Annotated in this window: 27 protein-coding genes; 16 read left to right on the top strand and 11 right to left on the bottom strand. The window is 70.7% G+C overall.

The features are described 5' to 3' along the window. Nucleotides 1-83 precede the first annotated feature (83 nt). From NBY69_RS12290 to NBY69_RS12265, 6 genes are all read left to right on the top strand, one after another. Nucleotides 84-1,268 (top strand): tyrosine-type recombinase/integrase, encoded by a 1,185-nt coding sequence (locus NBY69_RS12290; RefSeq protein WP_250300840.1) that lies wholly within the window; start codon nucleotides 84-86, stop codon nucleotides 1,266-1,268. Further along, nucleotides 1,265-3,862 carry a site-specific integrase gene (locus tag NBY69_RS12285; protein WP_250300839.1) on the top strand — a complete coding sequence of 866 codons (2,598 nt, stop codon included), beginning with the start codon at nucleotides 1,265-1,267 and terminating at the stop codon, nucleotides 3,860-3,862. Before NBY69_RS12290 ends, NBY69_RS12285 begins: the two co-directional genes overlap by 4 nt. Continuing rightward, nucleotides 3,859-4,440, top strand: coding sequence for a DUF6262 family protein (locus NBY69_RS12280; protein WP_250300838.1), 582 nt, complete (start codon nucleotides 3,859-3,861; stop codon nucleotides 4,438-4,440). Before NBY69_RS12285 ends, NBY69_RS12280 begins: the two co-directional genes overlap by 4 nt. A gap of 67 nt (nucleotides 4,441-4,507) precedes the next feature. Next, the gene (locus NBY69_RS12275) at nucleotides 4,508-4,984 is read left to right on the top strand and encodes a hypothetical protein (protein ID WP_250300837.1); all 477 of its coding nucleotides are present in this window, start codon (nucleotides 4,508-4,510) and stop codon (nucleotides 4,982-4,984) included. A 72-nt stretch (nucleotides 4,985-5,056) separates the two neighbouring features. Continuing rightward, entirely contained in the window at nucleotides 5,057-5,479 is a 423-nt protein-coding gene (locus NBY69_RS12270) for a hypothetical protein (protein ID WP_250300836.1), read from the top strand. A 276-nt stretch (nucleotides 5,480-5,755) separates the two neighbouring features. Next, nucleotides 5,756-6,256 (top strand): hypothetical protein, encoded by a 501-nt coding sequence (locus tag NBY69_RS12265; RefSeq protein ID WP_250300835.1) that lies wholly within the window; start codon nucleotides 5,756-5,758, stop codon nucleotides 6,254-6,256. An 81-nt stretch (nucleotides 6,257-6,337) separates the two neighbouring features. On the opposite strand, the gene NBY69_RS12260 is transcribed toward NBY69_RS12265, so the two are convergent. Beyond that, nucleotides 6,338-7,753, bottom strand: a complete 1,416-nt coding sequence (locus tag NBY69_RS12260; protein ID WP_250300834.1) for a hypothetical protein — start codon at nucleotides 7,751-7,753, stop codon at nucleotides 6,338-6,340. Next, nucleotides 7,741-8,451: a TnsA-like heteromeric transposase endonuclease subunit gene (locus NBY69_RS12255; protein ID WP_250300875.1), complete on the bottom strand. Its 711-nt coding sequence runs from the start codon at nucleotides 8,449-8,451 to the stop codon at nucleotides 7,741-7,743. Before NBY69_RS12255 ends, NBY69_RS12260 begins: the two co-directional genes overlap by 13 nt. A gap of 237 nt (nucleotides 8,452-8,688) precedes the next feature. Here NBY69_RS12255 and NBY69_RS12250 point away from each other — a divergent pair, with 237 nt between their 5' ends. Beyond that, on the top strand, nucleotides 8,689-9,276 hold the full coding sequence (locus tag NBY69_RS12250; protein WP_250300833.1) for a PadR family transcriptional regulator: 588 nt from the start codon (nucleotides 8,689-8,691) through the stop codon (nucleotides 9,274-9,276). Between the two features lie 130 nt (nucleotides 9,277-9,406). Here the strand turns inward: NBY69_RS12250 and NBY69_RS12245 are convergent, their stop codons facing one another. Both NBY69_RS12245 and NBY69_RS12240 read right to left on the bottom strand, forming a co-directional pair. After that, a complete protein-coding gene (locus tag NBY69_RS12245) occupies nucleotides 9,407-9,835 on the bottom strand; it encodes an SRPBCC family protein (RefSeq protein ID WP_250300832.1) in 429 nt (142 codons plus the stop codon). A gap of 78 nt (nucleotides 9,836-9,913) precedes the next feature. After that, nucleotides 9,914-10,093, bottom strand: a complete 180-nt coding sequence (locus tag NBY69_RS12240; RefSeq protein WP_250300880.1) for a hypothetical protein — start codon at nucleotides 10,091-10,093, stop codon at nucleotides 9,914-9,916. A gap of 193 nt (nucleotides 10,094-10,286) precedes the next feature. Between NBY69_RS12240 and NBY69_RS12235 the strand changes: the two genes are divergently transcribed. The 3 genes from NBY69_RS12235 (at nucleotide 10,287) to NBY69_RS12225 (ending at nucleotide 13,100) form a co-directional block, all read left to right on the top strand. Further along, the gene (locus NBY69_RS12235; RefSeq protein ID WP_374211263.1) at nucleotides 10,287-10,844 is read left to right on the top strand and encodes a Clp protease N-terminal domain-containing protein; all 558 of its coding nucleotides are present in this window, start codon (nucleotides 10,287-10,289) and stop codon (nucleotides 10,842-10,844) included. 99 nt (nucleotides 10,845-10,943) lie between these two features. Beyond that, nucleotides 10,944-11,939: a DMT family transporter gene (locus tag NBY69_RS12230; protein ID WP_250300830.1), complete on the top strand. Its 996-nt coding sequence runs from the start codon at nucleotides 10,944-10,946 to the stop codon at nucleotides 11,937-11,939. Nucleotides 11,940-12,137: 198 nt separating this feature from the next. Then, nucleotides 12,138-13,100, top strand: a complete 963-nt coding sequence (locus NBY69_RS12225; protein WP_250300829.1) for a DMT family transporter — start codon at nucleotides 12,138-12,140, stop codon at nucleotides 13,098-13,100. 45 nt (nucleotides 13,101-13,145) lie between these two features. Here the strand turns inward: NBY69_RS12225 and NBY69_RS12220 are convergent, their stop codons facing one another. After that, on the bottom strand, nucleotides 13,146-13,802 hold the full coding sequence (locus NBY69_RS12220; protein ID WP_250300828.1) for a pyridoxamine 5'-phosphate oxidase family protein: 657 nt from the start codon (nucleotides 13,800-13,802) through the stop codon (nucleotides 13,146-13,148). 47 nt (nucleotides 13,803-13,849) lie between these two features. Here NBY69_RS12220 and NBY69_RS12215 point away from each other — a divergent pair, with 47 nt between their 5' ends. Continuing rightward, on the top strand, nucleotides 13,850-15,181 hold the full coding sequence (locus NBY69_RS12215; protein ID WP_250300827.1) for an aminotransferase class I/II-fold pyridoxal phosphate-dependent enzyme: 1,332 nt from the start codon (nucleotides 13,850-13,852) through the stop codon (nucleotides 15,179-15,181). On the opposite strand, the gene NBY69_RS12210 is transcribed toward NBY69_RS12215, so the two are convergent. Further along, on the bottom strand, nucleotides 15,172-16,146 hold the full coding sequence (locus NBY69_RS12210; RefSeq protein WP_250300826.1) for a DMT family transporter: 975 nt from the start codon (nucleotides 16,144-16,146) through the stop codon (nucleotides 15,172-15,174). The two genes, NBY69_RS12215 and NBY69_RS12210, sit on opposite strands and share 10 nt — an antisense overlap. A 74-nt stretch (nucleotides 16,147-16,220) precedes the next feature. Between NBY69_RS12210 and NBY69_RS12205 the strand changes: the two genes are divergently transcribed. Next, nucleotides 16,221-17,135 carry a LysR family transcriptional regulator gene (locus NBY69_RS12205; protein WP_250300825.1) on the top strand — a complete coding sequence of 305 codons (915 nt, stop codon included), beginning with the start codon at nucleotides 16,221-16,223 and terminating at the stop codon, nucleotides 17,133-17,135. Here the strand turns inward: NBY69_RS12205 and NBY69_RS12200 are convergent. Continuing rightward, on the bottom strand, nucleotides 17,123-17,593 hold the full coding sequence (locus NBY69_RS12200) for a pyridoxamine 5'-phosphate oxidase family protein (protein WP_250300824.1): 471 nt from the start codon (nucleotides 17,591-17,593) through the stop codon (nucleotides 17,123-17,125). The two genes, NBY69_RS12205 and NBY69_RS12200, sit on opposite strands and share 13 nt — an antisense overlap. 179 nt (nucleotides 17,594-17,772) lie before the next feature. On the opposite strand from NBY69_RS12200, the gene NBY69_RS12195 reads away from it, so the two are divergent. Continuing rightward, a complete protein-coding gene (locus tag NBY69_RS12195; RefSeq protein WP_250300823.1) occupies nucleotides 17,773-18,423 on the top strand; it encodes a cysteine hydrolase in 651 nt (216 codons plus the stop codon). Between the two features lie 106 nt (nucleotides 18,424-18,529). Here NBY69_RS12195 and NBY69_RS12190 read toward each other — a convergent pair whose 3' ends face one another. Further along, a complete protein-coding gene (locus NBY69_RS12190; protein ID WP_250300822.1) occupies nucleotides 18,530-20,572 on the bottom strand; it encodes a prolyl oligopeptidase family serine peptidase in 2,043 nt (680 codons plus the stop codon). Between NBY69_RS12190 and NBY69_RS12185 the strand changes: the two genes are divergently transcribed. Beyond that, nucleotides 20,571-20,876, top strand: a complete 306-nt coding sequence (locus tag NBY69_RS12185) for a hypothetical protein (protein WP_250300821.1) — start codon at nucleotides 20,571-20,573, stop codon at nucleotides 20,874-20,876. The two genes, NBY69_RS12190 and NBY69_RS12185, sit on opposite strands and share 2 nt — an antisense overlap. A gap of 99 nt (nucleotides 20,877-20,975) precedes the next feature. Further along, nucleotides 20,976-21,773 (top strand): hypothetical protein, encoded by a 798-nt coding sequence (locus NBY69_RS12180; protein ID WP_250300820.1) that lies wholly within the window; start codon nucleotides 20,976-20,978, stop codon nucleotides 21,771-21,773. Between the two features lie 6 nt (nucleotides 21,774-21,779). Here NBY69_RS12180 and NBY69_RS12175 read toward each other — a convergent pair. Next, nucleotides 21,780-22,597 (bottom strand): IS5 family transposase gene (locus tag NBY69_RS12175; RefSeq protein WP_374211262.1). Its coding sequence is split into 2 segments (ribosomal slippage): nucleotides 21,780-22,265 and nucleotides 22,268-22,597, totalling 816 coding nucleotides; the frame shifts between segments, so codons are not numbered across the junction. Nucleotides 22,598-22,769: 172 nt separating this feature from the next. Between NBY69_RS12175 and NBY69_RS12170 the strand changes: the two genes are divergently transcribed. Then, a complete protein-coding gene (locus tag NBY69_RS12170) occupies nucleotides 22,770-23,426 on the top strand; it encodes a M15 family metallopeptidase (RefSeq protein WP_250300819.1) in 657 nt (218 codons plus the stop codon). Between the two features lie 129 nt (nucleotides 23,427-23,555). On the opposite strand, the gene NBY69_RS12165 is transcribed toward NBY69_RS12170, so the two are convergent. After that, complete coding sequence (locus NBY69_RS12165) at nucleotides 23,556-24,515, bottom strand: nitronate monooxygenase family protein (RefSeq protein WP_250300818.1); 960 nt, start codon at nucleotides 24,513-24,515, stop codon at nucleotides 23,556-23,558. A 42-nt stretch (nucleotides 24,516-24,557) separates the two neighbouring features. Beyond that, entirely contained in the window at nucleotides 24,558-25,418 is an 861-nt protein-coding gene (locus NBY69_RS12160; protein WP_250300815.1) for a hypothetical protein, read from the bottom strand. Nucleotides 25,419-25,612: the final 194 nt, after the last annotated feature.

The raw sequence follows: 25,612 nt of genomic DNA, 5'->3' as shown, positions 1-25,612 counted from the left end.
GGGCCTGTGACGTGGGCGTCATGGGCTCGTTTACCGACCGGGACCGGGACGTCTGTCATGTTCCGGAGTCGTACGGAGGACGAGTGGCACGACACGTCATCATCGGGGACTTGAGGGTCCAGCAGATCGAGCGGAAGGGCGGGCGGAGGTCCTGGACGATCCTCTGGCCCGAGGGCACGGTCCACGTTGAAGCAGACCGGTTCCTACGCCAGCACGACGGCTCCGGCACACAGCGGACCTACGCCTATCTGCTGGTGGACCATCTGCGCTGGCTGGAGCGCGAGTGCCTGGCGTTCAGCACGGTCCAACTGCGCGACCTGGAGCGGTACATGGGCATGGTCGGGGCCGAGGTCCGCATGCCGCTCGGGGAGCCGTGGCGAGTGGGCAAGTGCCCCTACGGCCGGTCCGCCCTGTCGGCGGCGGCCTCCTGCGTGAAGGGCTTCTACCTGCGCCAAGCCTCCCTCGGCGTCAACGTCGAGCTCGGGGAGAAGCTCGACGGCACTCGGCTGCCGTCGCGGGTGGACCGTCACCGCTCGCTCCTGGGGCACGTGAAGACGGCCATGCCCGCGAACCCGCTCGCGCCGAAGGGATCGCACCGCCGGCATCCGAAGATGCTGCCGGACGGGGCCCGCGAGCGACTGCTGGAGACCGTGAACTCGGCCCGGGACCGGCTGCTGGTGACCTGGCTGGCCGACGGCGGCCTGCGGATCGGCGAGCTCTGCGGGCTGCACCTGGTGGACCTGCACCTGCGCGAGAACGCGGCCTGCGGCGAGTGCCGCAGCCCTCACCTGCACGTCTGCCACCGGCCGGACAACCCGAACCGGGCCGAGGCGAAGACCAAGCACCCCTGGCGGATCGAGCACGGCACGGTGACCGGCGGGCTGATCAAGCGGGTCAGCCCGGCGATGGTGCACACCTACTTCGAGTACCTCACCGGCGGTGAGTATCCGCGCGGTGACGCCGGGCACGGGATGCTCCTGGTCCAGCTCCACGGCCCCGGCACCGGCCAGCCGTGGGCACCCGTCGGAGCCCGCCGGATGCTGGGCCGCGCCGGAAAGCGGGCTGGCCTGGGCCTGGTGAAACCCCATGCCTTCCGCCACAACTTCACCAGCGCGGTTCTCGACGCATCGGACGGCAACCTGCTGATCGCCCGCGACGCCGGCGGCTGGTCCTCGGCCGCCACGGTTGACGAGGTCTACGGTCACGTCGACATCCACGATCCCGCTTTCGACGCGGCCCTGCGCACGGTCTGGGGTGAGCCGAAGTGACCGTGACGACCCTGTTGCCGCAGCAGGGCACCCGCACCGGCCGGGACCGGCTGGAAGTCCTCACGGCGCTGATCAGCACCCCGTCGTTCGACCAGCTGTTCCGCCCCGACATCGTCAAGGTCCCGCCGAACCACCCGGTCTACCGGTGGAACTGCCTGACGGCGGAGTGCGAGAGGTCCACGATGGGGCACGGCGACCTGTGCTCAACCCACGAGATGCTCTGGCGCGAGCACCGCGACCGGGGAGGAACGCGAGCCGAGTTCCTCCGCACCGCGGCGCCCGTCGGCCTCGGGGATGGGGTCGAGCAACGCTCCTGCCAGATCTGCCCGGGACGGCCCTCCCGTCACCTCGCTCTGGAGCTCTGCCACTACCACGAGTTCCGTTGGTACAACCATCGCGGCCGCCGCGACGGCGACGCCGACTTCGACGACTGGCTCGTCGATGAGCACGCGCTGCCCGGCTTCGGCAGTTGCCGGGTCCAGGTCTGCCCGGAACTGGCGGACTCCCCGCTCGGGCTGTGTTTCCGGCACGAGCGCCGCTACGGCAGGGACGGCAGACCTGGTGGAGCGGCCCTGCCGTCGCAGTGGGGCAACCGCTACGGGCGCCGAGGGCTGGTCGCGCCGGTCAGCTACCAGGACGAGCACGCCTTCCAGCGCTGGTGCGCGACCGCCCCGGCCGTGCTCCGCCCCGCGCAGGTCAACCTCCGGGGCCTGCACCCGCTGCTGCGGGCCGAGATCAAGTGGGGCATGTTCGCCTACACCCAGAAGGCCCACGGCCGCTGGGAACTGGTCACCTGGCAGGGCCTGGCGAACTTCGCCCGCGAGCACGGCCTGCGTTCGCTGACAGACACGGGTCCCGAGGAGGAACGGCTTCTGCAGAAGGCGGTCAGCCGCGAGGCAGTCCACATTATCCGGGCCGTGACCGACTGGTTGCACCCCCTCTACGTGACGCCGATCGAGACGCGCGAACTCGGATACATCCTCACCGAGCACTTCGGACGGAAACTCACCGGCCGCTCGACCCACATGGACCTCACCGGCGTCTCCCAGCGATGGCTGCGCGACCTGATCTGGGACCACCTGGTCGCGATCCTGCGTTCTCCCAGCTGCCCGCGCAGTGGAGGCACCTTCGACGACATGCGCCGAGCCGGCCTGGAGCTGAGCACCTTCCTGGAACTCCAGGCTCCCGCCGGCGGCCACGACCCGCGGGCTCTGACGGCCGACCACATGCACCAGTTCGTCGCCGACCAGCGGCAACGCGAGCGGGACGGCCTCGTCTCGCTCGCGGCCAGAGGCGTCCACGGCAAGCCGTCGATCGTGACCGCCAACACCCGACAGCGCGTCTTCCATCGCACCAGGCGGCTCCTGCGCGGGGCACTGGAGTCGGGGGAGGCCGAACGCCTCGGCCTGGACCGGGCGTTCATCGCGGCCATGCCTGCCCCCGGGCGGATGATCAGCCGCTCTCGGCAGCCGTTCTCCGACGATGTCGCCCGCGCGCTCGCCGACGAGACCAACCTGAGCCGGCTCGCCGAGACCCACGATACGTTCGACCGCGGCCTGCGGGACGCCTGGGAGACCATCCTCGTCACCGGCCGCCGCTGCGGCGAGGTCCTCCAGCTCCGCCTGGACTGCCTCGGCCGCTACGGCGGACTGCCGATGCTCTGGCACGACCAGACCAAGGTGGGCAACTACGACCAGGCCCTGCGGATCCCCGAGCGCGTCCACCAGCTCCTGGGAGTCCGCCAGCAAAAGACCCTGACCCTGTTCGAGGCCCGGAACAACCGGCCGCCCACCGCCGAGGAACGCGCCCATATGGCGCTGTTCCCCACCAACATCCGCAACCGCGACGGACGCCGGCCGCTCAGCTATAAATGGTTCCATAAGGGCTTCAAGCCCTGGATCGACGACCTCGACATCGGCCGAGGGGTTCCCCACCAGGCCCGCCACTCGCTGGCGACCAGCCTGCTGCGGGCCGGCGCGACTTTGACCCACGTCCGCCGCTACCTCGGCCACGTCTCGGAGCGGATGGCCGAGCACTACATCCACCTGACCCAGTCCGACCTGGAGGATGTCCTGCAGCACCTCTGGGTCGCCGGCCCCGGCACCGCCAAGCCCGGCGAACTCCTCACCGAACCGGCGACCCCGCTCACCCGCGAGCAGGCCCAGGCCATCGCCGTCGACCTGTCCCGCCGCAGCACCCCGGCCGAGGGTGGCTTCTGCACCTTCCAGCCCGTCGTCGACGGCGACGCCTGCCCGTGGAACCTGGACTGCCACAACTGCGACAAGTTCGTGCTCTCCGGCGCCGACCTGCTCTACTGGCGACGCAAGCGCGAGCAGTGGCGGCTGCTGGCCGAAGGCGCCCCGGACGACACCACCGCCGACTACCTCCACCGCTACTTCGAGCCCACCGCCCGCGCCATCGACGGCCTGGAGAAAGCCCTCGCAGGACTGGGCCTCCTCGACGACGCCCTCGCCCTGGACCTGCGCAAACCCCAGGACTACTTCGAGCGGATCTGGTCCACCGCGTTCCGCGCGGCCGACCTCGCCGACGCCGGCTCGGAGGGCGCGGACGACATGGCAGGGCAGGTCGCATGAACACCAACACCGTCCCCCCGGACCGCACCGCCGCGGCTCTCGCCGCCCGGCACCGCAAGACACAGACCGCGCTCGGACGCGTCCATGAGGCCATCACCCGCCTCCGCCGGGAGAAGGCCCAGATCAGCGTCGCCGCTGTCGCCCGCCGCGCGGACGTCTCCCGCACCTTCCTCTACGACAACCGCGAGGCCAGAGCCGCTGTCGCCGCAGCACTGACCGAGGCCGGCGACCACCGCCACCGAAGCCTCGCCGAGCAGGAGGACCAGCGCGAGGCGACCTGGCGTGAACGCGCGCTGAACGCCGAGGAGGCCCTCAAGACCGCCCACGCCGAGATCCAGTCCCAGCGCACCCGAATCGGTGAACTCCTCGGCCAGGTCCGCGACTTGCAAGCCGAGTGGACAGAAGAGACCCTCCAGCGGATCACCACCGAGAACACCACCCTCAAGCAGCGCGTCCGCCAGCTCACCGCCGACAACCGCACTCTCGACGAACGCCTCAAGGCAGCCCGCTCCAACCTCCGCTTCCAGGACCGCCGCGTCGCCGACCTTGAAGCCCAGATCGCGGCTCCGGCGGGCTGATCCGACATGACCGGTGGCCGCCGCGCCCGTGGCGGGGCGGCCACCGCGGGTAGTGCAGACTGGGCCGATGCTGTTGACGTTCATCGCAGAGGTCGCGGACGAGCCCTTGGTCCTGGACCCGGGCAACCAGGCGACCGAGTCGCAGACCAACACCTGGCATCTCGGCACCGACGCCGAGGAGCGGGCGACGCTGTCCGTGGAGGAGGTGGCTGCCGCCTTCGAGAGCACAGCGAGGGCGTTGCGTGACCGCATTCGGGCCCTCGGTCTGCACGGGTCCGCCACCTTCTACGTCTGGCACGACGACCAAGCCGGACAACTGCGCTGTTCGACTTCCTCCCAACCCCCGGAATCGCTCCCGTTCGCTGGCAACTACGTGCTGACCGAGATGCTCGAACCGATCATCACCAGCTTCCTCGACGACAGTGACCCCGGCTCGGTACCGTGGACCGAACTCACGTCATTCGAGTCCGACGGCCAGGACCGGGCGGAAGCCGTGCCGCCGCCGTTCCCGGTCTGGACGCGTCCAATCGGACGCGATACATGAACAGCCCCCTCGGTCTCGAAGCCGGGGAAAGCCAGTAGCCGCACCAGCCGGGGTCATGCGAACATCCCCAGCATGGAGCCCCAGGACGACCCAGCGGCAGGCGAGGTACTGCACGGGCGCGGCTGGCGCAAGGCGTTCACCGTCACAGAGATGGTCGACCAGTGGGCCTCGCTCGTCGGGACCGTTGAGAACGGCTACGAGGATTTCATCGACGAGTACACCAACGACCTCTACAGCCGGAACTGGCTCCACGAGGCGTGGGTTCTCCTGCCCGGGCACGTGCTCGTGGCCTGGAACCAGCGGATCCAGGAACTCGACAACCGCTTCCGGGCCGCGACCGCCTTCGACGACGGCCAGGCACTGTCCCAGTTCCACTGGATCAGCCGTTTCGATCCCGACGACATGTGGTGGCGCCGCCACCCGCGGATTCTCGTCGGAGACCTCGGCCGCGCGCTCCGCTCAGCCGGAGCAATCGACGCGCCCTCAGACCCTTGACCAGCCTCGGAAGCTGGCACGCGCGGAGCCAGGCCAGCCCTTGTCGCAGGCGCGACTTATCGTGGCCGAGTGACGAAGTGGCTCCGCTGTTACTGGGATGAAGAAGGCATTTGGTTCTACTTCGAACTCGACGGCTGGGCTCTGTTCGACAACGCCCACCGCCACCGCGGGATGGCTCAGCCCGACTGATCAACGACACGCCTCCATGCTTTCCTCGCCCCACCTCACCCAAAGCCGTTGGACAGCCCATCGCCGCAGATGACAGGCTCCTGCCCCATGGAGCTACTCGACGTCCTAACGGAACTCGCCCAGTCGGGACGGCTGGGTCCGGTCTCGAACGGCGCCGCCTGGGACGAGGTCACTGCGGCCCTCGGTGAGCCCTTTGAAGTGGTCATCGGGAAGCGTCGATCGTGGCCGCGTCTGTTCGCCTACGGCGACCTTGAGCTGAGTGTCTGCCGCTGCCAGAAGATCATCCTGATCTGTCTCCAGACCTGGCGTGATGTCATCGATCTCCCCATCGGCCTGGTCGGCAGGGAGACATTCCCCGGCAAGATCAAGTACGCCGACGTGATCGAATCTCTCGACCGCACCGGTTGCGCCTGGCAGCCCTACACACCGCTGACCTTCGACAACCAGTGCTCGGTCCAGGCCACGGCCTCCGGCGTCGTCTTCGTCTTCGAAATCCCCGAAGGAGAAGACCCCGTCCTCAACATCGCAGGACCCCAGCCCCACCAGCACGACTGCCCCGCGAATACCGGAAACCCTGCGACACCGTGAGCATGCAGCCGACACACGAGACCACCCAGATGAGCTACGGAAACGGCCTCACCTGACCGTCGCGGACATGTAGTCTATGAATCACCGCAGGTCAGAGCCGGAACATGAGCTCCCGCGGTCGGTAAAGTGGTCGACGATCCACTCGTCCAGCAGCTCCTGCAACTCCAGCAGCGACCACACCCGTTCGCGTTCCAGGTGCCGGCCGCGGTGTTCGACGCTGCGGCCGGTGTAGGTGGGCAGGAACTGTGCGAACAGCGTGGCCACCGAGCCCAGCATCTTCTCGATATGCCCCTTCTCGAAGGGCGAGCACTGATGGGCCGGCTGCACTTCGATCTCCAAGAACCGGCAGGAGGAGATGAAGTTGCGGGAGAGGAAGGCCTTGCCGTGATCACAGACGATGACCTCCGGGACGATCACCGGCCGGGCCGCCGCATGGGCCAGACGCTCGTCCAGGGCCAGGAGCCTGCGGTGCGGCAACACCGAGCGGGACATCCTGAGCGCGTCCGCCCAGCCCGGCCGCATCAGTTCGGGAGTGACGGTGCGGGCCAGCAGCACGCTGGCATCCACGGCTTTCGTGGTCGGCCGCAGCACCGCCGCTGTCAGCGTCCTAGTGGCGACATCGATCATGGCGGTGAGCTCGACTCTGCCCGTGACGCCGTTGTCGAGCAGGACCAGCACATCCAGCGAGGTGGAGTCGATCTGCATGACCTCGCCCGGTGCGAACACGGGCAGTTCACCGTGCGGCGTCGTGGCCCCGTGGGCCCTGGACCTGCGGGTCACCGCCGAGCCGGACGTGTGAGTGCCCGAAGTCAGCTTCGCCAGCAGCCGGTAGAGCGTCCGCTGCGAGGGAAGCCCAACTCCCTGCCCACCAGGTGCTTCCTTGAGGATCTCGCCGGTCCGCCACAAAATGAACGTCCCCGTGCGGGTTGAGGCGTCCACCGCTTCCTTGATCGCCTGCCGCATCGCGGCCACCACCGCATCGTCGACCTCCCCGAACTCGGCCGTCCTGCGGACCGGCCGGTGATCGGCCAGGCCCAGCACCCCGCGTTCCTGGTAGCGACGCCGACGGTGGGCGACCGTACTGGCAGAGACCTTGTGACCAGCGGCAGTCAGCTCAGCGGCCTTTGCCCGCTGCCGGGCGGTCAAGGACCGCTCCGGCCCGTACTCAGGCCGGACCGCCGTACCGGGCTCCGCTCCGGGCGGCAGCCCGTGCAGCACCTCCAGGATGTGGCCCTCCCACCACAGAGCCCTCTCCACCTCCCGGGCGGGAAATGCCTCCAGCAGCGAGGCCGCCGGCAACGGCATCCGAACCGGGCTGTCCACGACCTTGAAATCGGCTGCCGCGAACAACTCGAGCAACGGCACGACCCGATACGGCTCTTCGCCCTCCGCCAGCGTCACCGCCTGGGCGGCAACGGCGAGCACTCCGCGGATCTGGCCCTCGAACCGCACCCGGTCACCGACCGCGACCCGACCCGGCCGCTTCATCCTGCCCATGCCGCCCGCCCTTCTGTCCAGACGAGGCTGTCCGCCCCCAGCACCGCGGACTCCAGGTCCGTGCCCAGCCGTCCGGACCACAGCAGATGAAACAGGACCGGCAGGACCTGCAGCCGATCGCCCACCCTGCCGGCTCCCGACCACAACGGCAGCGGCTCCTCGAAGACCTCCACCAGCGAGGCCGCCACCCCCTCCGGGCGTCCCGAGCGGGTCCGCCGGTAGCGGGCCAGCCAGCGCAAGTTCGCCATGAACACCGGCTCGGGCGTGCCCATCCACGCAAACTCCCAGCCCACCGCCTCACAGTCCCGACGCGTCGCCGCGAACGCCTCTCCGGTTCGTTCGTCCAGCCGGTCCGCGGACCGGACATCGACCACCCTGGCCCGCCCGTCAGCAAGGCGTACGAAGTGGTCAGGCGCATGGCGACGCAGTGCAGGACCGTCCTGCCAGTGCAACCAGAACGGCTGCGAGGCGATCCCGACAACCCTCGGATCACGGTCCAGCAAGATCAAACAGTCCCGCTCCAGCCACGACTCGTAGCCCACGTGACCGCTGGTCGTCGCCGCGAAGTACCAGCCCGGGAAGCTCTCCCCACCCTTCGCCCACCGGAACTCACGTACCGGCTGAACGCCCTCAAACCGCGTACTCCACAACTGGCCCAACGGCCCGCGACGACGCCCACCAGACTCAAGAAAGTCCAGCTCAAAGGCAGATAACGCCGGATCCCCGTACGCCTGAGCCGATGCCCCCACCACGCCTCCAACCTCAACGGTCAAAGTTCGGTGGCAGGAACGTACCGGTGGTCAAAGTTCAGTGGCAATCGAACGAGATTCGCTGTCACAGGACACGTATGCGGTTTCGAGTGCATTGCTAAAAGAACAGTTCCGATATATCGTTGACGCATCGCGACAGATCAACGATGGAAGGAAGTGAGCGCGATGCGTTCCCATGGACATGGAAACGGCGGCCCCGGCCATCAGGGTCGGGGTGACTTCGAAGGGCGTCGGGGGGCCTTCGGTCCGTTCGGCCCTCCGTTCGGCGGCCCTTTCGGCGGGCGCGGCGGCAGGGGCGGACCCAGGGGCAGGGCGCGCCGCGGTGACGTGCGTGCGTCGATCCTGGCTCTGCTCAAGGACCGGGCCATGCACGGCTACGAAATGATTCAGGAGATCGGCGAGCGCAGTGGCGGGGCCTGGCGCCCCAGTCCCGGTTCCGTCTATCCGACGCTTCAGCTGCTCGAGGACGAGGGGCTGATCACCAGCGAGAGCGAGGGCGGCAAGAAGCTGTTCACGCTCACCGGGTCCGGGCGCACGGCGGCCGACGAGGGGCCCGACGCCCCCTGGGAGGACGCGGCGGGGCGCGGTGGCGACTGGGAGACGATGAACGAGGTCCGGCAGGCCGGATTCGGTCTGATGGAGGCGTTCGGTCAGGTCTGGAGGACCGGTACGCCCGAGCAGCGCAAGAAGGCGATGGCCGTCATCGGGGAGTCCCGGAAGAAGCTCTATCTGATCCTGGCCGACGAGGACTGAATCGGCCGGCCCGGCCCTACCCGGCGGATGCCCGTACGGGGCCGGCTCGGCCCTACCCGGCAGATGCCGGTATGCAGGTGGCGCCCCACGGAGATCCGTGGGGCGCCACCTGCTGTGCGGGGTCGCGCGGTCAGGTGACCAGTCCGGCGAGCTTGCGCAGCGACTCGTGGAGCGCGGCGGTCGCCGAATCCTTGAGCTTGCCCGCCATCAGCGACACGGCCGCGCCGGTGAACTCTCCGTCGATGCGGACCAGGGTCGCGTCGCCGTCCGCCGTGAGCGAGTAGCGCATCGCGAGGTTGACGCCCATCGGTCCCTTGCCACGGGTGACCAGCAGCGCCGTGGTTTCCAGCTGGTCGACCGTCCAGTTCACCTCCGCGGGGAAGCCCATCAGTTTCATGTTCTCCTCGTAGGTGGCCCCGACCGCGAGCTCGGCCGGGCCGCCCTTGGGGAAGCTGGTGTGTGTGGCGTTCCACTCGCCGTACGAGCTGAAGTCGGTCAGCTGGGTCCACACCTTCTCGGCCGGTGCTTCGATCCGAGCCTCGGCGCTGACTTCGGCCATGCGACCACCCCTTCTCGTCGGGTTGCGATGTCGCGGAACGTAGCCGCTGGGCCGAGAACATTCAATACTGATGAAGCGTCAGATCTGCCAGATCTCGGCGGAATCGAACCAGTCGGAGGCCCGGGGGCGTGCGCTCTCGTCATGGCAGTGGAAAGCTGCCCAGAAGAGATCGCCGGGCAGCGCGTCGTGCGGGGCGTAGACCCGGTACACGTACTGCATTCCGTCCCTGGCGAGCAGCGCGACCATCCACAGGGGCAAGTTTCCTCCGTCTCGTGGTGGGCCTGGGGTCCTGTCGAAGTGAGACGGATTCGGGCGGGTCGTGGTTGCGAGGGGGAGCGTGGCAAGGCGGCGCGCACCTCTTTGGCGTGAAATCGCCATCTCATCCGTAAGGAGGATGGCTCGGGAGCCCGTGCCCAACTTCTGTCGGATGCCCAAATGCTTCCCGCCGGGGATGTTCCGCGCGGAGGAGTCTGGTGAGCTGGAAGATGTGCATAGCCCTACCCGGCCGGATGACCAGCCCGCCCCGTCCCGTGCCGACATCGAAGCCGGACTCACCGTGGAGCTGGCGACGGTCGTGGCAGGTGCACGTCGACGTGCGCTGCGGGACGGCGACCACCAGATCGATACGGCCCACCTGCTGCACTCGGTGATCGAAACGGATCCCGAGGTGCGGGCAGCCTTCGACGGCGGCCCGCAGGTTGCCAAGGTGCTGGGCTATCTCGTCCAGCGCAGCATTGGTTACGGGCTGCGCTGGCAGGGTTCGGTGGAGGACTCGGGTGCGGTTCCCGTGGTGGCCGAATCCGGTGTGGCGGGGTGGTCGCCCGCAGCGGTCGTGGCGATGGAGGGCGCACTGGAGCGCGCCGGGACGCGTGGGGACCGGCAGGTGAGCGGCCTTGATCTGCTGGCCGCGCTCGCGAGCGACCGGGACTGCCGTGCCGTCGAGGTGCTGGGCCGGGCAGGGGTGGACGCGGAGGTGCTGGCGGGGCGGCTCGGCAAGGGCGAAACCTGACGCCCACATCAAGGGCGAAACCTGACGTCCACATCAAGGGCGGAACCTGACAGGCGCATCGGTGGTGACGCTCCTGACCCCACCTGTCATGATGTGCCGATGCACGCGTCTCAGGGGAAGAGCGTCGGCCTGGGACTCGCCCTGGTGTCGGCCTTCGCATTCGGTGGGTCAGGTGTCGCGGCCAAGCCGCTGATCGAAGCGGGGCTCGACCCGCTGCACGTCGTGTGGCTGCGGGTGGCCGGGGCCGCCCTGGTGATGCTGCCTGTCGCCTGGCGCCGCCGGGATCTCGTACGGCGCAGGCCCGCGTTGCTCCTCGGGTTCGGGCTGTTCGCGGTCGCGGGTGTGCAGGCCTGCTACTTCGCCGCGCTCTCCCGCATCCCGGTGGGTGTCGCCCTGCTCATCGAATACCTTGCGCCCGCCCTCGTGCTGGGCTGGGTCAGGTTCGTCCAGCGCAGGCCGGTGACGCGTGCCGCGGCCGTCGGTGTGGTGCTCGCCGTCGGCGGTCTCGCCTGCGTCGTGGAGGTCTGGTCGGGGCTGAGTTTCGATGCCGTCGGGCTGTTGCTCGCCCTGGGGGCGGCCTGCTGCCAGGTCGGCTACTTCGTGCTGTCCGACCACGGCGGCGACGGCGAGAACCGGGTCGACCCGCTGGGTGTCATCGCCTACGGACTGCTCGTCGGCACCGCCCTGTTGACGGCGGTCGCCCGGCCGTGGCAGATGGACTGGTCGCTGCTCGCGGGCCGTGCGGACATGAACGGCACGGCGGTTCCCGCCTGGCTGCTGCTCGGCTGGATCGTGCTGATCGCCACCGTCGTCGCGTACGTCTTCGGGGTGGTCTCGGTGCGCAGGCTCTCCCCGCAGGTGGCGGGGGTGGTGGCCTGCCTGGAGGCGGTCATCGCGACCGTCCTCGCCTGGGTGCTGCTCGGCGAGCATCTCTCCGCGCCGCAGATCATCGGCGGGGCAGTGGTGCTGTTCGGCGCGTTCATCGCGCAGTCGTCCGCGCCGAAGGCGCCTTCGGGGCCGGTGGCCGGTGGATCTCCTGCGGGGACGACCGAGTTGCCCGTCGGACCGACGGCGTCCCGGACCGACCGGACGTAGAACTACCGGCCGGATCCAGTGGGTCGAAGAGCACTACACTGCCCGCATGCATCTCACCGTCCTTCCGCCCCCCGCCGCTTAGCGCGGGCGGCTGCACTCTCTGACGTAGACCGGGCTCGGGGTGTTCCCGAGCGGTTCGTCGCTGCCCGCGTGCGGAGTTCAGCGACCACCACCCCTGTCTTTCACGTGGAGAAGTACGTGACATCTCGGTCGAATGCTGCTCCCTGCCTGTCCGTCGGGCGGAGCCTCACCTATCTGACCATCGCCGGAGCGGCCTGGGGGACAGCCGGGGCGGCTGCCTCGCTGCTCTACCGGGCCAGCGATCTCGGACCCGTCTCCCTGACCTTCTGGCGCTGCGCGGGCGGGCTCGTGGTGCTGCTCGCCGTGCAGGCGCTGCGCCGCCCGCGCACGGTGACCGGGCCCGCCGAACCACGCGCACGCCTGGTCCTGCGCATCGCGGCCACCGGGACCGCGTTCACGCTCTTCCAGGCCGCCTACTTCGCGGCCGTCCAGGACACCGGACTCGCGGTGGCCACCGTCGTCACACTCGGCGCCGGGCCCGTGCTCATCGCCGTCGGCGCGCGGCTGACGATGGGGGAGCGGCTGGGGGCCGGCGGGATCATCGCCGTCGCGGGCGCGCTGGGCGGCCTCGTGGTGCTGGTCCTGGGCAGCGGAGGCGGGGCCGTGCGCCCGGCCGGTGTCGGCTGGGCCCTGCTCTCGGCCGCCGGATACGCGGTCATGACCCTGCTGACGCGCCGCCTCGGCCGGGACGGCGGCGGTGACCCGCTGTCGACGACCACCTGGTCACTCGCGGTCGGCACGCTCTGCCTGCTGCCGCTCGCCGTGGTCGAGGGGCTGCTGCCGCACACCGTCGAACTGGGCACGGTGGCCGGGCTGCTGGCGTACGTGGCGGTCGTCCCCACGGCTCTCGCCTACGCCCTCTACTTCGCGGGGGCCGCCGTGGTCCGGTCGGCCACCGTCTCGGTGATCATGCTCATCGAGCCGGTGAGCGCGGCGGTGATCGCCGTCTCGCTGCTGGGTGAGCCGCTCACGGCGGCCACCGTGTCCGGCACCCTGCTGCTGCTCGCCGCGGTCGCCGGACTCGCGTACGGGGAGATGCGGGCGGCGTCCCTGGCCCGCCGTCAGTCGTTCCCGGTCTGACGGCATTCCCGAGGAGCGCCCGCGGCTGCGGGAGCGCCCGCGTTCCTACCTGAGGTACCCGGGCAGTGCGACGGCCGGGTCGAGGTCTCCGGACGGGACGGGCGCGCCGTAGCCGCGGGCCAGCGGCACCACGCCCGCCCAGTGCGGCAGCGAGAGGTCCGCGGGCTCGTCGTTGGGGTCGCCGGTGCGGATCTTGACCGAGACCTCGTCGAGGTCGAGGCGGACCACGGCGGTCGCGGCGAGTTCCTTCGCGTCGGCCGGGCGTGAGTCGGCGGAGCGGCCGGGGACGACGTGGTCGACGATCGTGTCGAGCGCGGTGCGCTGCTCCTCCGGGTCGGTGACCTGGTAGGCCGTGCCGTGGACCACCACGGAGCGGTAGTTGATCGAGTGGTGGAAGGCGGAGCGCGCCAGTACCAGACCGTCGACATGGGTGACGGTCAGACAGACGGCGAGGCCCGGGTCGGGCGCCCCGGCCGCCCGCAGCGGGCGCGACCCGGTCGAACCGTGGATGTACAGGCGCTCGTCCCGCCGCGCGTACAGCGTGGGCAGTACGACGGGAGCGCCGTCGCGGATGAAGCCGAGGTGGCAGACGTAGCCCTCGTCGAGTACGGAGTGCACCAGTTCGCGGTCGTACGAGGCGCGCTCCCGCGAACGGGTGGGGACGGTGCGCTCGGTGGACCGGTAGGAGGAAAGCTCCGGCATGACGTTCTCCCTTGCGTTCTTTATTGCACTAGTGCATAGTTGGCTTTGTGCTAGGAGAATATGGGATCGAAGGTCACCGTGCAATGGACATTGCCGCGAGCGTGGAGCGCGCGATCGGTGCCGGTGTGCTCGCTCCGGGCCAACCACTGCCCCCGCTCCGGGAGTTGGCGACCGATCTCGGGGTGAACCCGAACACCGTCGCCTCGGCGTACCGGCTGCTGCGCGACCGCGGGGTGATCGAGACGGCAGGGCGCCGGGGCAGCCGGGTGCGCCCCCGGCCCGCCAGTACGGCGCGTGAATCGATCCGGATCGAGATCCCCGCCGGGGTGCGGGACGTCGCGGCGGGCAATCCCGACCGGGCTCTGCTCCCCCCGCTCGCCCCGGCCCTGGCGGCAGCGGCGGCGCGCAGCGACCAGGAGCCCGTGCTGTACGGACAGGAGGCCGTCGAGCCGGAGCTGGCACGGCTCGCCCGTGCCGCGTTCGTCGCCGACGGGGTGCCGGACGGCCCGGTCGCCGTACTCTCCGGGTCGCTCGACGCGATCGAGCGCGTCCTGGCCACCCGTCTCAAGCCGGGTGACGCCGTCGCCATCGAGGACCCGGGCTGGGGCGCCCTGCTGGATCTGGTCCCGGCGCTGGGGCTGCGCGCCGTTCCGATGGCCCTCGACGACGACGGCCCACTGCCCGAGGAGGCGGAACGCGCGCTGCGGGAGGGTGCCCGCGCGATCGTGGTCACCGCCCGCGCGCAGAATCCGACGGGTGCCGCAGTCGGCGCCGCCCGTGCGCGGCAGCTCCGCGCCGTCCTCCGGGACCACCCGGAAGTGCTGCTCATCGAGGACGACCACGGCCACGGCATCGTGGACCTGCCGCTGCATCCGCTGGCGGGCTGCACGGACAACTGGGCGTTCGTGCGGTCGACTTCCAAGGCCTACGGTCCCGACCTGCGGCTCGCCGTACTGACCGCGGACCCCGTCACCGTGGACCGGGTGCGGGGCCGCCAGCGGCTCGGCCCGGGGTGGGTCAGCAGGCTGTTGCAGTACGCGGTCGTGCAGCTGTGGACGTCGGGGGCGGTCGATGTCGCCGAGGTCTCCCGGGCGTACGGGCTGCGCAGGGACGCGCTCGTACGGGCGCTGCGCGAGCGGGGCGTCGCGGCGCACGGCCGCAGCGGGATGAATGTGTGGGTGCCGGTACCCGACGAGACCGGGGCGGTGGCCCGGCTGCTGCACGCGGGCTGGGCCGTCGCCCCCGGGGCGCGCTTCCGGATGGCCGCGCCTCCCGGAGTGCGTCTCACGGTTTCCACGCTGACTCCGGACGACATCGGCCCGGCCGCCGACGCCGTCGCGTCAGCGGCCGGGACCGCACCCGGCAGGCGTTACGACTGATCCGTGGTGGCGGCTCGGCCGGGCCTGCGCGGGCGGCTCTGGGTGAGTGCCGCTCCCGCGACGACGACTAGGGCGCCGACCGGCGTGTTCCAGCTGAGGCTCTCGCCGAGCAGTGCCGCGCCGGCCGCCGTGGCGATCACCGGGATGAAGTAGGTGACCATCTGGGCGGTCGTCGGGCCGACTTCGGCCACCAGGCCGTACTGCAGCAGCAGGGCGACACCCGTGCCGAGCGCCCCGAGCGCCGCCACCGCGAGCAGGGGAGCCACCGGGAACGATCTCGGCACCGACGTGAACAGCGGGGTGACCACGGCCAGTTGGGCGGTCGCGACGAAGAGCTGGGAGCCGGTGACCGCGAGGTTGGAGCTTCCCGTACCGGCCAGCGTGCGCCGTACGTAGATCCAGCCGATCGGGTAGCAGAGCGAGGCCAGCAGGGCCATCGCGGTGCCCCGGAGATCCAGTCCGGAGAAGCCCTGCCAGACGCCCAGCACGGTCAGCACGCCGAGGAACCCGAGGCCGAGCCCGGCGACCCGGCGCCGGGTGGGACGGTCCTCGGAGAGCGCGACCAGGGACAGTGCCATCCCCCAGAGCGGCGAGGTGGCGTTGCAGATCCCGGCGAGCGTCGAGGGGGCGGTCTGCTCCGCGTAGGCGAAGAGCGAGAACGGTGCGGCGTTGAGCAGGAACGCGGCCACACCGAGATGCGCCCAGGTGCGCGCGCCGCGGGGCAGCCGTTCGCGCTTGACGACGATGGCCGCGGCGAGCACGGCCGTGCCGAAGAACAGCCGGCCGAAGGTGACCTGGAACGGGGCGTAGCCGTGGGTGCCCACCTTGATCAGCAGGAAGCTGAATCCCCAGATGAGCGAGAGCGCGGCGAAGCGGACGCGCCAGTCGACGGCGGGGCGGCGCGTGCCGGAGGGCGGTGCGATGACCGGCGCTGACACGGTCCTGGGCGGAGTCGCGATGCTCATGCGCACCACTCTGGCGCGATCAATTTCTTAGCACAAGCGAGACTGTGTGGAGTGATTCGATTAGCATTGCTTACATGTTGAATCTGGAGCGTTTGCGTACTCTCGATGCCGTGGCCCGGCACGGCTCGGTGAGCGGGGCGGCCGACGGGCTGCACGTGACCACGTCTGCGGTCTCCCAGCAACTGGCCAAGCTGGAGCGGGAGGCCGGGCAGCCGCTGCTCGCCAAGAACGGCCGGGGGGTGCGGCTCACCGACGCGGGGCGGCTCCTGGCCGACCACGCCGCGCGGATCCTGTCCCAGGTGGAGCTCGCCCAGTCCGATCTGGAGGCACAGCGCGGCCGGGTCGTGGGGGAGCTGCGGATCTCCGCCTTCCCCACGGCCGCCCGGGGCCTCCTCCCCGCCGTGCTCACCGCGCTCCGCGACCGGCACCCGCAACTGACCGTCTGCTCGCAGGAGCTGGAGGGTGAGGACGGGGTGCGCGGTGTGGTGCGCGGGGATCTCGACGTGGCCGTGGTCCTCGACTGGTACAACAAACCGACGCCGATGCCCGAGGGGATGGCGAAGCGCGACCTCTTCGACGACATCGCCGACCTCGCGGTCCCCGCCCGCCATCCGCTGGCCGGCTCGGCGGTGGTGGACCTGGAGGAGTTCGCGCAGGACGAGTGGATCACCTGGCCGGAGGGTGAGTTCTGCCGTGAATGGCTGATGCTCACCCTGGGCGGCAAGGGGTTCGAGCCGAAGATCTCCCATGTCGCGGGTGAGCACCCCACCCAGCTGGCGCTGATCGAGGCGGGCCTCGGCGTCGGCGTGGCGCCGAGGCTCGGGCGCGGCCCGTTGCCCGAGGGGGTGCGCGCCGTTCCCGTACGGGACGCGCTGCGGCGGCACGTGTACGCGGTCTGGCGCGCCGACGCCGACCGCAGGCCGTCCATCAGGGCGGCGGTGGACGCGCTGTACGAGGCCGGACAGGCGCTGGGCGGTCAGCCGAGCTGAGTGAGCTTGCGGAAGTCCCAGGAGACGACGGCGTCCGGGGTCAGCCGCAGCCAGGCGTGCCTTCCGTCGTACGGCATGACGTCCATGCCGAAGTTCTTCCGCGCGAACAGGGGCTCCGGGGCTTCGAGTTCGGAGCACTGCTCGCCCGTGCGGGGTGCCTCGCCGACGAAGACGGCGGTGCCCGAGAGCTCCACGCCGCGCAGTTCGCCGTACTCCTCGCCGTCGTCGACGACGACGGCCAGACGCGGATCGGCCGACAGCTGTGACCAGCGGCGGCTGCGGGTCAGGGAGTACAGCCAGAGCGACGTGCCGTCCCAGAGGAACCAGAGCGCGCCGATGTGCGGCCGTCCGTCGGCCGAGACGGTGGCCACCCGGCAGGTGCGCTGCTCGGCGAGGAAGGTGTCGCGCTCCGCGTCCGTCATCATGATCCGGCGGCCTCTGCGCTGTGCGACGGTCATGGGCGTCTCCTCCGCGTGCCCGGTGCCTGTCCGGCGTCCGAGTCCGGCGCCGGCGTGCCCGGGGTGCTTGTGTCTGACGGTGTGTCAGGAATCATGGAGTCTCTTCCCTCATGACGCAATGGGGGTTAGCCTCACGCGCCCCGGCCCGGTGGGCGGCCGTCACGAGAGACGAGGGACCCATGCCGTCGTTGGAACAGCTCGCGCAGCAGCTCGATCCCGACACGGCGGTACTGCTCACCGTCGAGTGCCAGGAGGGCGTCGTCGGCCGGGACAGCGCGCTGCCCGAACTGGCCGAGGAGGCAAGGGCGTCGGGAGCCCTGGCGAACGTCGCCCGGCTGGTCGCCCGCGCACACGAGACCGGTGTGCAGGTGATGCACGCGGTGGCGGAGCGGCGTCCCGACGGGCGCGGCGCCAACCGCAACGCCCGCCTCTTCAAGGCGGCCGGACGCCTGCCCGTCCAGCAGCACACGGGCACGAAGGCGGTCCGCGTCGCCGAGCCCGTGGCGGTGGCGGACGAGGACCTCGTCGTACGACGGCTGCACGGCCTGTCGCCGCTCGCCGGTACGGACGTCGACGCGCTGCTGCGGAATCTGGGCTGCCGCACGCTGATCGTCACCGGCGTCTCGGCGAATGTGGCCATCCCCAACGCGGTGTTCGACGCGGTCAATCTCGGTTACACGGTGGTCGTGCCCGCGGACGCCATCGCGGGGGTGCCCGCCGACTACACCCCCGCGATGATCCGCAATACGCTCGCGCTCGTCGCCACGGTCACCTCGACCGAGGACGTACTGGCGAGCTGGAAACAGGCCGGGCCCGCGCCGCGAACCTGACCGCGACCTTGGCGTCCGTCCGCACGGCGCCCGCGACCTTGGCGTTCGTCCGCACGGCGCCCGCGACCTTGGCGTTCGTCCGCGCGGCACCCGCCACCTCTGGTGCTCAGATCTTCAACGACCGCTTGAAGAAGTCGAGTTCCAGCAGCAGGAGCTTGTCCGCCACCCCTTCCCCGGTCACCAGGTGCCCCGTGGGCAGCGGGAGCACGGTGTGCGGCCGGCCGGCGGCGAGCAGCGCGGCGGACAGCCGGAGGGTGTGGGCCGGGGCCACGTTGTCGTCGGCCAGCCCGTGCACCAGCATCAGGGGCCGGGTCAGCCGGTGGGCGTGGGGGAGCAGGGAGGAGCGCTCGTACCCTTCGGGCCGGACGTCCGGATGGCCGAGGTACCGCTCCTCCCAGTACGTGTCGTACAGCCGTCGGTCGACGGGCGGTGCTCCCGCGACCGCCGCGTGGAACACATCGGGCCGGTGCAGCACGGCGCCCGCGGCCAGGTACCCGCTGAACGACCAGCCCCGGATGGCCACTCGCCCCAGGTCCAGCGCGTCGTACCGCTCCGCAGCCGCGTGCAGCGCGTCGATCTGGTCCTCCAGCACGGGCCCCAGCCGGTCCCCGACGATGCCCCGCTCCCACGCGACACCGCGCCCGGGGGTGCCGCGCCCGTCCGTGGCCAGTACGGCGAAGCCCTGCTCCGCGAACCACTGGCCCACGGCGGTGTACCAGGCGCGCGCCCTGGTCACGACCTGCATGCCGGGTCCGGCGTACGGGAAGAGCAGGACCGGCAGCCTGCCGCCCGGCGCGTACCAGGACGGCAGGTGCAGACGGCTGCGCAACTCGCGCTTGCCGAGGGCGAGATGGAAGGGCTGCGGGGTGACCAGTGGCTCCTCGGTGAGGACGCCGATCCGTCCGGACGGCTGCCCGCCGTGCAACACGGTCACGGTCTGGCCGTCCTCCGTCCTGCTGTCGAGGACGACGGTGTCCCCGCCGACGGCGGCCGTGTGCACGCCCGGTCCCTCACTCAGCCTCACGAAGCCCGGCTCGCGGGAGGGGTCGTAGCACCAGACATGGACCTCCGTAGGGTCCTCGCTCGCTGTGAACCAGACCTGTGCCCCCACCGTGCCCAGCACCTCGCGGACCTGCAGCCCCGCCGGGCTGACGACGCTCCCGATCCGGATCGCCCGGGTATCACCGCACACCTGGGGCAGTACCGGCACCCCGGCGGCGGTGTGCCGGGGCGCGCCCGGCGGGCACGTCACCCAGGCCTCGTCGGTCTGCCGGGCCAGCACGTCGAGGTCGCCGGTCGCGGGTGCGACGGCGACGATCCACAGGGTGCGCTGGTCGCGGGTCTGCAGGCTGACGACCGGGCCGGCGCTCTCCCAGTCCGCGGTGACGACGTACTCGAAGGCGGGAGCGTTCCACGCGCCGGGCACGTCGGCCTCGGGCGCCGCACGCGGCAGCCGGACGGGAGTGTGTTCTCCCGCCACCGTGGTCAGCAGCAGCGTGGTCTCGGCGTTGGGGGTGCCGGCCGCCGGGTAGCGGATGCAGCGGGGCGGCTCCTGCGGGTTCGCGGCATCGGCGATGTACCGGCGCTGCACCATCGAGGCGTCGACGCGGGCGACGAGCAGCGCATCGCTGTCCGGTGACCACCAGTACCCGCGCGACCGGCCGATGGAAGCCACGGCGGCGTAGTCGGGAAGTCCGTACGTCACATCGGGGCACTCGGGGGCGGCGAGGAGCCGGTCGCCGGTCCCGTCGGTCCCCACGACCCGCAGGGCGCCGCCGGTGACGTAGGCGATCAGGGTTCCGTCCGGGGAGGGCCGGGGAGCGGTCGCCGGGCCCGCGGTGGGGATGCGGCGGGGTGCGCCGCCGCCGGTGTGCACCGTCCACAACTCACCGCCGAGTACGTAGGCCACGACCCGGACCTCCAGGTCCGCCGCGTACGAGGTCACGCCCGGGGACGGCGCGGCCGGTTCGGCGAGCGGGCGTTCCTGTCCGTTCTCGTACAGCCAGAGCAGGTTGCGCGGGTCGGAGCCGGAGGCGGAACGCACGAACAGCACGCGCTCGCCGTCCGGGGAGACGGTGAAGTCCCTGGGAACACCCAGGGTGAAGCGGCGGGTTCTGGCGAACTGACGGGGAAATCCGTTGCGGTCCATGGGCTCCGTGTTTCTGTTGTCGTGGTTCCTGCCGCTGATCGCCGTCGAGTGCGGGCGGCGCTGCTGCGGGCATGGGAAGACGGTCGTCGGCGTACTGGTTCCAGGCGTCGACGACCTGTTGCGGGATCTGTTGCGGGTGGAACTGCGCGCGGCGAAGGCCCGTTACGGGAGACTGTCCGGATCGCCGGATCGCCGGATCGCCGGATCGCCGGATCGGCGGATCGCCGGATCGGCCGACAGGGCCGCGCGTGACCGCGTCACGAGGCGGTCCGTGCCGCGCACCGGGCCAGGAAAGGTGGGGTGATGCGGCGTTTCGAGCCCCGACATCTTAGCCTCGATCCACCGATCCGTGCCTTGTGGATAACGTCTCGGAAAACGAAGAAGTGCCTTGTGACCTGCGATGATGGGAGTTCTTCAGGCTTCCAGCACGCACAATCAGCAAGGCACTTCCGAGATGCAAGTTTCCCACACGCGGGCGGCGGTCTCCGCTGCCTTCGATGACGCGAACCTGATCGCGCATGCCGGGCTGGTTCCGGTGATGCGGCTGGCCGAGCGGTGCGGTCTGCCCCGGCTGGTGAGGGAGAAGGTGAGGCTGACCGGGACGAAGAACGGCGCGGGTGCCTCGGCGGACGCCAAGGTCACCAGCATCGTGGGCGGCATGGCCGCAGGGGTCGAGGCATCATGCCCGCGATCGCCAGACGCGGAGCCCGGCATGGCACAGGACCGTGGGCCTACCGCTGGGCTGTGGAACGGAACGGTCGTATCGCACCGCAAACGCCCTCGTCAGCCTTTGTCGGCGGGCGAGGAGGCCGACAACACCGCATACCGCAAGGGGCGTGCCCGTGTGGAGCATGCAACCGGCCGGATGAAGGGTTTGAGCGTCGGCTTGCGGAACCCTTCCGTGGTGGGCCACGTCTTCTCTGCTGAAGATCATGGTCGTAGGAGAGGATGCAAGGTGAGTGACCGCGAGCGGGGCCAGGACACCGAACCCGCGCCCACCGGAGACGCTCCCTGGTGGGCAGGGCTCGGGCCGACCGGAGGAGTGGTCCTCATCGTGAGTGGGATAGGGCTGCTGCTGTGGCTGATCCTGGGCGGAGGCACGGCTGACGACGACTGGTCCCACTACTACGGGGCCAGCAAAATCCTGGCCATCGGATGCGTCATTGCCGGCACGACACTCCTGGCTCGCCGCCGCGGCTAAGAGGTCCTAACAAAGGCGTTGGACGTGGCGGTGGGTGATGAGGCAGGTGGCGAGGCCGAGGAAGGCTTCGTGGATATCGTCGCGTCGTTCCCAGCGGATGCGGAGGCCTCTGAAGCCGTGGAACCAGGCAATGGTGCGCTCGACGACCCAGCGGTGAACGCCCAGGCCGGAGCCGTGTGGGACTCCACGGCGGGCGATCACCGGTTTGATGCCCAGGGCCCGGACCAGGCGGCGGTACTTGTCGTGGTCGTAGCCGCGGTCGCCGAGCAGGGTGTCAGGCCGTCGGCGGGGTCGTCCGACGAGTCCCGGGACCGATGGGATCTTCGCGAGCAGGGGTATCAGCTGGGTGACGTCGTTGCGGTTCCCGCCGGTCAGGGACACCGCGAGTGGGATGCCCTGACCATCGACGAGGATGTGATGCTTGCTGCCCGGCCGTGCGCGATCGACCGGGCTGGGACCGCTTTTGGGCCCCGCCGCGCGGCCCTCACATGGAAGGAGTCGATCACCGCCCGGGACCAGTCGAGCTGTTTCGCCGCTCGGAGCCTGGCCAGCAACACGACGTGGAGCCGGTCCCAGACTCCGGCCTCGTTCCATGCGGCAAGCCGCCGCCAGCACGTCATGCCCGAACCGAAGCCCAGCTCCTGAGGTAGGTACTCCCACTGGATCCCGGTATGCAGCACGAACAGGATCCCGCACAGCGCCTGCCGGTCCGGCACCCTCGGCCGCCCGGCCACCAGCTTCGGTCCCGACTCCGGTAACAACGGCTCGACCAGCGACCACAGTTCATCCGAAACGATCCACGGACGCGACTCCCTCTTCCCCACGAACAGACCAACGAGCAACCAGGCCGACAGTCACACCATCGAAGACTTCTGTTAGGACCTCTTAGCGGGAGAACGGGGGCTGGGTCCATGGTTCGCAAGGACGCACGGGCCCTGGTCACCACGGCGTACGGATTCCGGTCACCAGGGCCTGCGCCCGCGAGATGATCGCGTCATGACCGAGATCGTTCTGATGTCCGACCCGAAGGTCGCGGCCGTGCCCGTTCAGGAGTGCGGCGAACGGCTCATGGATGTGCGCCGGGGCAGCCAACTGCTGGTCGACGAGCGGAAGTGGCAGGACTCCGCGGGTGCCTTCGCCCACCTTCGGGAAGGGGTACTCGACCGGCTCCTCGCAGCACAGGCACAACTGCCCGGGGGACTACGACTGCTGTACGTCGAGGGGTATCGCCCGCCGGCCCTCCAACGCCGCTACTTCGACGAGTACGCGGCCGGACTCCGTGCCGACCACCCGGAATGGGCCGCCGAACAGGTCCACTCGATGGCCAGCCGGTACGTGTCCCCTCCCGGTGTCGCACCGCACAGCGCGGGCGCGGCCGTCGACCTGACGCTCGCCGATGCCGACGGCCGTGAACTCGACCTGGGCACCCGCATGAACGCGACCCCCGAGGAGAGCGCGGGCGCCTGCTACACCCGGGCCGAGAACATCAGCGACGGGGCCCGCTCCCACCGGGCAGTCCTGAGTACCGCGCTCACCGCTGCCGGCCTGGTCAACTACCCCACGGAGTGGTGGCACTGGTCGTACGGAGACCGCTACTGGGCTCTCGGTACCGGAGCGGCAGCCGCGCACTACGGGCCGGTGGAACTCACGTGACCGCTGGGTTGATTAGGCACCCGCACGGATGCCGTTGCCACCGGGACGGCGTGACGACATGGCCGGAACCTGTGATCAGTACGGCAGTCGGTCGCTCAGGTCTGCCGTACCGGCAGTAGGCCGCTCCGGTCAGGACCGACCGGCACGGGCAAGCGCGTCGGCGGCCTGAGCAGCCAGCGCGGCGACAAGTTCGGCTGCGGGTGGCAGATCGGTGACGAGGTCGACCGCCTCGCCCGCCCATACCGGCAACCGGGGCACATCGCCCCGTGCCACATCAGCGCGATAGTCCCGCTGGGCGTCGGCGGACGCCGCGAGTTCCGCCTCGCGTCCCCGCCACCGGTCGAGGTAGGGATGACCGAGGGTGCGGGACGTGTACGCCGACGGCCATGCGGAGCTCCGGGCGATGTCGAGGACGCTGCTGCGCTCGGTGTCCTGCCCGCGCCCCTGGACGATCGCCTCGGCGGTCGACGGGGCGACCAGGGCCTCGGCCGTGGCCTGGAAGCGGGTGCCGATGAGCGCCCCGGCCGCGCCGAGAGCCAGCGCGGCGGCCACGCCGCGGCCGTCGGCGATCCCCCCGGCCGCAAGCACCGGCACCGGCCCCGCCAGATCCACCACGACGGGGACGAACGGCAGCGTGGACCGCCCGTGCCGGGCGCCGTGCCCACCGCTCTCGGTGCCCTGCGCCACGACGACATCGGCGCCCAGGTCCAGCGCCTGCCGGGCCTCCTCCAGATCGGTGACCTGAACGATCACCGCCGCACCGGCCGCACGGATACGTTCGGCGAACGGGCCGGGATCGCCGAAGGACAGCATCACCGCCCCGGGGCCGTACTCCAGCGCCTGCTCGACCCCACGGACATCGGCCGCCCAGCTCAGGAACCCGACACCCCACGGCCTCCCGGCGCGCGCCACGATCGGCAACTCGCGGGCCAGCCAGTCCCGTTCGCCGCCTCCGGCGCCCAGCAGCCCGAACCCGCCGCCGAGGGAGACAGCCGCCGCCAGTGCGCCCCCGGCCGATCCGCCCATCGGCGCCGACGCGATCGGGTGCCGCACACCGAACAACCTCGTGAATGCTGTCGACAGTGTCATGCCCTCACCCATCCTCCGTACCGGAACGCGTACACCTCGTCGTCACCGTCCGCCTGCCGTCGTCGCGGTGGAGCCCGCACCGGGGGTCGCGGAGGCGGACGACGGCGAGTAGCTCGGATGGAGCGAGGAGGACAGCGGAGCCAGCGAGCCACACATCGGGGTCGGGAAGGCGGGCTCGCGGCGCTGGACGTCCTGGCAGCCTCCGGCGGCGCCTTCGGCGATCGGCACCCAGCCGGAGCTCTCGGCCCTGAAGAACCAGCGGTCGCCCAGCCGGGACGAGCAGCCGGATCCTTCGGCCTCGCCGCAGACCGGTCCGGTGCGCCAGGAGAACGTGAGCACCAGCCACCTCCCGCGGCAGTCCTCCGCGTCCCGGTACGTGTGTGCGGGCGCGTCGACCGCGATCAGCGCCTGGTCGTAGGAGGCGGCGGTGCAGCCGGTGGCAGGCGGCGTGCACCCCAACTGGCCGCACAGCCGCAGCGCAGGAGGCGTGGCACCGTCCGCGGTGAAGGTCACGTCGTTGTCGACGATCAGCTTGCGGTCGCCCAGCGGGCCGGGCAGCGTGACCCGCGTCGTGGCGGCGCGTTCCTTCGTACAGCCGGAGCGTCTGTCCGACGCAGGCGAGGAGAAGGTGATCTGCACCCACACCGTGTTCGGCACGGAGTCGGTGACCACCGCCTTGAGGTCCCGCTCGCACGCGGGAGCGCCGCTGGGCACCGTGGTGTCGAGGATCAAGGTGCGCCGGTCGTCGGTGAGGCGGGCCCCGGTGACCGCGGACGGCTGCGCGGTGGTCCACGGGAACCCGGACGCCGCGTTCGACGGTGACGCCGCTCCCGCCCGGCCGGCCACTTCCGTCCCGCACGCGCCGAGGACCAGCACAGCCACGGCGCACAGCACAGCGGCCACTGCCGCTCTGTGCGTTCTGCCTGATGTCACGAGCGCTCAATCCCCCTGTACCGCACCGACGTCGACCGGGCCAATATAGATCCGGCCCCTCGGTGGGGAGGCCGGAACCAGCTGCCCCTGTCCGGGATCCGGGGAGGCGTGGCGCAGGCGTTCCCACCGGGTCCGCGGCCCCAGGGCCCTGCCGGTCCTCGTCC

Source organism: Streptomyces sp. A 4/2, assembly GCF_940670765.1.
GTDB lineage: Bacteria > Actinomycetota > Actinomycetes > Streptomycetales > Streptomycetaceae > Streptomyces.
This window is presented reverse-complemented; position numbering and strand designations above follow the sequence as displayed.